Consider the following 6,000-nt stretch of genomic DNA (forward strand, 5'->3'; position numbering starts at 1 on the left):
CGCCCCGACGTGCGGGGATGCGGGCCGCACCACCGCCACGCTTCCGACGGCTCGGCGAGCGGGCCGCGCGGGGAGCCGCGAGCCCGGTCTTCGCCGGACGCCGATCCGTTGCCCGTCGCGTTCCCGGCGAGCCCGCCGCGCCGGCGACGGGGCGCGGGCGAGCGCTCAGGCGGTCCGGATCGACCGCCCCGGCGCGTCAGTGAGACGCGGCCCCTGGTCCGATCGGGGACGGCTCACCGCCTTGGTGACCTCCTCGAACCGCGCGCTCGCGTCGGACCAGTTCTGGGCGAAGTCGAACAGCTCGCGCAGGGCCGGCGCGATCTCCTTGTAGGCCGCCAGCGCCGCGACCAGGGCGCCGAGCGAGAGGCGGCCCTGGACGACGAGGTAGCCGCCGATCGCGAAGAAGAAGAACGGCGTGAGGTTGGAGGTGTAGTTGTAGAGCCCCTTCAGCCGGCCCTTGAGGTCGTTGATCTCGACCCGCACCCGCTCAAGCTCCTCCGCCAACCGCATCTGCCGCAGCAGGGCCGACCCGCGTGCGGGGCCGGGCGCGGCCGCGGGCGCGCGGGCGGCCTCCTCCGTGGTCAGGAGGCCGCCGAGCGCCCGGGTCGCGTGGACCCGCGCGCGCACCCTGCCGTTCAGGCGCCGCTGGAGGCGGGGCAGGACGCTGAGCTGCACCGGCAGCATCATCAGCGCGGCCAGCGCGAGGGCGGCGTTCTGGAGGAGCAGGAAGGCGACGCTGGTCACCAGCGTGCCGCCCTGCACGAGCGGCACGGCCACGAGGCTGGCCCCGAAGTAGCCGATGGGCTCGACCTCCTGGACGGCGACGGCCGCGAGCGCGGCCCGGCGCTCGGGCGAGCGTTCCCCGCGCGCCCGCCGGACGATGGCGAGGCGTAGCCGGCGCACGAGGCGCTCGTTGACGCGCCCGCGCGCCCGGTTGACCGCGTACTTGGCGAGCCCGCCCAGCGTCAGCACGGCAAGGTAGCTGGCGCACAGGGCGAACAGGAGTTCCACCTGCGAGAGGGTGAGGCCCAGGACGGTCATCTCCGGATGGCCGTCCCCGTCCGCGTCGGTGATGGCGCGGTTGATGATGTGCTTGGGGATCTCCAGGAGAAGCCACGCCGCCGGAAGGGTCAGCAGCGAGAGCAGCACGAGGCGCAGCTGGAAGCGCAGCGTCGCCCGGACGATGAAGCGCTCCAGGCGCCACCCCCGCTCGCCCTCGGACGCGCCGACCGCGGTCGGCGGCATCGGCCTCGGCCGGGCCCGCCGGCGCCGCCGCAGCCCCGCCCACCGCAGGCCGAACCGGACGATCAGCCATCCTGTCCAGGCCGGCGCGACCACGAAGACGAGCACGGCCAGGAGGTCGATCCACCAGTGGCCGTGCGGGTAGTCGAGCCCCGTGATCCGGTGGGCCAGGGCGTGGATGAAGGCTGGCGTCACCACGGGGCGCTCCGATGCCGGGATCGATCCCATCCCGTGGGGGCCGTCAGGCTTGCCCGCGCCGATGCGTGCGTGCCCGCGTCACGTCCCCGTTTCGCGTCCGGGCCTCGCCGGGGGCTCCGCCGGCCCGGCCCGGCCGGTGACGACCGGGGGATTCCCGTCCGCAGGCTCGGGCCGGGCGGCCAGGGCCGCCGCGCACGCGCCGCGGGACCGGGGCCTCCGGCAGCCGGGCGAAGCGATGCGGCGCCGCGCTCGCGCCCGGAGCTGCGCCAACCCCGGCCCGGGGGCGCGCGGCAGGCCCCGCGCGGCAGCGGGCGCGGTGCCGCCTTGACCTCCCGGCACGTGAGCGCGAACCGAGCCGCCGTCGCGCATCCGTTTCCCGCGGCCGGAGCGAGACGGGGCAAGGGCTGACGGCACGGTCCCTCGGCGGCTCGCATCGGCCTAGGTGACCCACTCCACGACGAGCGACAGCGTTGCGATCAGCAGGACGCCCCCGGCCTCGTCGCGCACCCGCGCGATCAGCGTGGTCCGGTCCTCGCCGGGCGGCAGGTCCCTGGCGAGCTCGGAAAGGGTGGCGCTGACCTCCTCCCGCACGGCCTCTCGGTCGGCGAGGTCGAGGCCGTCCCGGTCGAAGACCTTTCCGTTGGCGTCGCTGAAATCAAAGAAGTACCGCGGCATCGGCTGGATCCTCGCTCTCCGACAATGACGCCGCCTCGCGGACGAGGCGGTAACGGGCCGGCGCGGGCGTCCGGGCTCCCAATCCGGAGGCACGGCGGTTGGCATCGCCCCACAGAGCTTGCCGACGGCGCCCCTGCCCGCGGCGGCCGATGACCGGTCCCGCCGCCGTCGACATCAGGGAGGTCCCGGACGGGGGCGGGCCTGCCGCGGAGCGGGGCTGGCGGGCATGGGAGGGACGGCGCGCCCGAGTTGCACCGGCGACGCGGAGGCGTCGACCAGGGCACGGCCGGCCGTCGGCCGGGATCAGCTCAGGATGACCGGCTCGGCGACGCGGTTTCGGGGCGGCCGTGTCCGGGCGCCGCCCGCGTCAGGCGGTGCGTCTCGGCGGCCGCTCGATGCGCAGGAGGTGCGGGTCGGCGACGGCATCCTCCTGCAGCGCCCGGAGCCGCTCGGCCGGCCGAAGCCCCGATATGGCACCGGAGGCCGGCGGCGCGGGCACGGCGGCCTGGCATGCCAAGGGCGAACAGGTCGCCGGGCAGGAGGCGGCGCGCTTCTGCTGGGGCTGGTGCCGGTGGGAAGGCTTCGGCGCCACGTCGTCCGGAATGTCACCGGCCGCCTCGGCGGCCGCGGAGATCGCCTCGGCCCCCGCGCCGACGACGTCGCCATCGTCGGGCGCCGGCACGATGCCAACGCTCCATCCACCGTCGTGAGGATAGGCCGGGGGCTCCGCCACCGTCAGGTCAGCGAGGGAGGCGTGTCTCGGCGTCGTGCATTGCGCCGCCGGCGCGACGGCAATGGCCAACGCGAAAACGGACAGCACCAGGAAACGCGCGATCGCCACAGGTTCGCTGACCTCCCCCCGCCTCCCGCGGAGCATCGCACGAGCACGCAGCCCCGGCAATCCGGGACGAGCGTGCACCTCCCCCGGCCCGGAGGCGACGAACGATGGCCCGCGCTGGGTCCCGGTTGCGGTCGGCCGCATGACGCCTCGGCCGGGCCAACTGCGCCTCCCCGCGGCGCTGGCAAGACCGCCGACGGTCGGCGAAGGGACCCGCGATATGGCCTTGACCCTGTAGTGGCTACAGGGTGCATGAAGGCGGCCCTCCGGCCTGGCCCCCGGTGCCGGGCAGAGGGAGCGCCTCATGATCGCAGCGGCTCTTGCGGACCCGACGCCCGCGTCTCCCGCGGCCGCGAAGTCCCTTCGCTGCAGGACGAGGGGCATGGACAGGCCGCCCGGGACCGTTCCGGCCTGGGCCGCACCGTCCGGTCAGCCGGCGACGGCCGGGCGGATGCCCGAAACCACTTCGCGTGACCGGCGGCCCGATCCCTGAGAGCCATGCGCAAAACCGGACGCATCTCCGTGCCGACCGCGATCCGCCCGCTCCGCCTGGGCGCGTGCATGATCGCGCTTGCGCTGATCCTGGGGCTGGTCGGTCTCGCGACCGCGGCCACGGGCGGACCGGCCGAGAGGCAGGCTACCATCGCTCTCGCGGACCTGCCCGGCGTGCTGCGCGACGGAAGCCGCGAGCCTCCGGGCTGTTCCCAGGACTCCTTGCCTGGACCGGGCCTGTGCGGTGGCACCTGCGACTGCGGCTCGGGTCTCAGCCCGGCGCTCGAATGTCCCGGACGGCATCTGCTTGCCCGCCATCTTGGCGTTCCGCCGGATGCGGCGGCTTTGCCTTCGGCTGACCTGGATAAGCCGAGTAAACCACCACGACCTCGATACGTCGGTCTCTGCGGCATGCAGACGACAACCCGAACCGCTCAGCCAAATCATGGGTACGTATCGAGGTTCGCAATGGAGCGACGAGCGTTTGGCCGCCAATCAAGCCGGCGGCGAGCATCCGAACAGGTTCCATCCCGGCAGGGACACCCCATCCAAGTCCCGCTTCCGATGGGGATGCCGACGAATTTGGATCCACTGATCTATGGAGCTGCGACGAATATCGCTCGCGACGTCAGGGACGGCGGCCTGACGAGGTGCCGGTCCGCGGAAGGCAGCACCGCGGCGAAGATCGAAGCCCTTCTGAACTATCTGGAAGGCGTCGTCTTCAGGCATGGCGACGCTGCGGTCGACGGCCTGGTCGCGGACGCTCCGGGCGGACGCTTGCCGGTCGCCTGCAGGACGGGATGCGCCTGGTGCTGCCACCAGGATGTCGACGTGTCCATCCCGGAAGCGATCCTGATCGCGCGCAGGAGAGACGCGGCGCACGGCCCCGAAGGCCGGCCGTCGGGCGCACCCGCGCATCGACCGGCTCCCCTCCGCGTCGTCGGCCGGTCGCGCGCGGGCCTGCCGTGCCCGCTGTTGAGCGAGGAGAAAACCTGCTCGGTCTACGCGGTGCGACCGTTCGCATGTCGTACGTTGCTGTCCTCCGATGCCGTGCTGTGCGAAGACGCCTTGAAATCGGCGGTTTCCGGAAAAGCCGACGTCTACATGAAGTCCTATGGCGTCCTCCAACTTGTCGGATGCGCCCATCGGGCGGGCATCAACGCGATCACGAGAGAACTCGGTCTTCAACACGACGACGTGAGCCTCGTGTCGGCCCTGTCCCAGATCAGCGACGACAAGGACACCGTTGAGCGCTGGATGGCGGGCGCGAGGGTGTTCACGCCGAGAGCCGGTCCTTGACGGCAGCTCTGCCTCCCGAGCCCCGGCTTCCGGGCGTGGACGGCTTGGTGCCGCTGACTCGCCGGCCGAACGGCGCACGCATGACGGACAAGGGCCGAGATCTCCGCGCCGCGGCGGTCGGCCGTGCGGAACGGAGGTGTCCCGCGCCGGGCCGCCCGTTTTTGGGCGGAAATCCGGGACTCTCCGGGACGGCAACTCGGGTGACGGTCGGCGCCGCAAGGCCGAAGGGGAGGATGGTGTGACGGGGGATGAGGGATGAGACGGTTCCTGATGCTGGTCGCACTCGCGGTGCTGGCAGCCCTGCCGGGTGTGGGGATCCGCCTGACCGGCCTGCAGGTCGGTCCCATCGGCGAGATGGTGGCGTTCGGCGCCGCGATCCTGTCGGCCGGGTTCCTGCTCTCGTGGGGCGCGGAGGCGGCCGAACGCCACGTCTCCTTGGGCCTGATCGTCGCCGTCGTGGCCCTGGTGACCGTGCTGCCCGAATACGCGGTCGATCTCTACTACGCCTACCAGGCCGGCAAGGCGGGCCCGGACTCCCAGTACGTCCACTACGCCGCGGCCAACATGACCGGCGCCAACCGCCTCCTGGTCGGGCTGGCGTGGCCGTTGCTGGTCGCGCTGCACTGGCTGAAGGGGGGCGGGCGCGCCATCGCGCTGACGCGGAGCAACGCGGTCGAGATCGTCGTCCTGCTCGTCGCCAGCCTCTACGCCTTCCTGATCGTGCTGAAGGACACGATCACGCTGCTCGACTTCGCCGTGCTCGTCGCGATCTTCGCGGCCTATGTCTGGCGCGTGCGCGGCGGGTCCGAGGCCGAGGAGGACGAGGGCGAGGAGCCCGGCCCGGCCGCCGCCCTCAACGCGCTGACGCCCGCCGCCCAGTGGGCGTCCATGGCTGCGCTGACGGTGGTCGCCTGCGGGATCATCCTGGTCTCGGCCGAGCCCTTCGCGGAGGCGATGGTCGGCTCGGGCCGGCTGCTGGGCCTCAACGAGTTCCTGCTGATCCAGTGGCTGGCGCCGCTGGCGAGCGAGGCCCCGGCCGTCACCGTCGCGATCCTGTTCGTGGTCGCGGGGCGCGCCGCCAGCGGCCTCGCCGCCTTGGTGAGCGACAAGATCAACCAGTGGACGCTGCTCGTCGGCATGCTGCCCCTGGCGATGAGCGTCGGCGCGGGTTCGTTGACGGCCTTGCCGCTCGACGCGCGCCAGGCCGAGGAGTTCTTCCTGACCGCGGCGCAGTCGCTGTTCGCCCTGGCGCTGCT

Annotated in this window: 5 protein-coding genes; 2 read left to right on the top strand and 3 right to left on the bottom strand. The window is 73.0% G+C overall.

Going from position 1 to position 6,000, the window contains the following annotated elements:
• Positions 1 to 165 precede the first annotated feature (165 nt).
• The 3 genes from MZTS_RS07295 to MZTS_RS07305 form a co-directional block, all read right to left on the bottom strand.
• Positions 166 to 1,437 carry a multidrug ABC transporter ATPase gene (locus MZTS_RS07295; protein ID WP_343068718.1) on the bottom strand — a complete coding sequence of 424 codons (1,272 nt, stop codon included), beginning with the start codon at positions 1,435 to 1,437 and terminating at the stop codon, positions 166 to 168.
• Positions 1,438 to 1,878: 441 nt separating this feature from the next.
• Positions 1,879 to 2,115, bottom strand: coding sequence for a DUF6894 family protein (locus tag MZTS_RS07300; RefSeq protein ID WP_009862913.1), 237 nt, complete (start codon positions 2,113 to 2,115; stop codon positions 1,879 to 1,881).
• 367 nt (positions 2,116 to 2,482) lie between these two features.
• Positions 2,483 to 2,956 (bottom strand): hypothetical protein, encoded by a 474-nt coding sequence (locus MZTS_RS07305; RefSeq protein ID WP_012752991.1) that lies wholly within the window; start codon positions 2,954 to 2,956, stop codon positions 2,483 to 2,485.
• A 1,071-nt stretch (positions 2,957 to 4,027) separates the two neighbouring features.
• Here MZTS_RS07305 and MZTS_RS07310 point away from each other — a divergent pair.
• Both MZTS_RS07310 and MZTS_RS07315 read left to right on the top strand, forming a co-directional pair.
• Positions 4,028 to 4,744, top strand: coding sequence for a YkgJ family cysteine cluster protein (locus MZTS_RS07310; RefSeq protein WP_158022374.1), 717 nt, complete (start codon positions 4,028 to 4,030; stop codon positions 4,742 to 4,744).
• Positions 4,745 to 4,999: 255 nt separating this feature from the next.
• Positions 5,000 to 6,000: sodium:proton exchanger (locus tag MZTS_RS07315; protein ID WP_192282885.1), on the top strand; the 1,001-nt coding region annotated here is incomplete at its 3' end.

The sequence above is a fragment of the Methylorubrum zatmanii genome (assembly GCF_014845115.1).
Classification (GTDB): Bacteria; Pseudomonadota; Alphaproteobacteria; order Rhizobiales; family Beijerinckiaceae; genus Methylobacterium; species Methylobacterium zatmanii.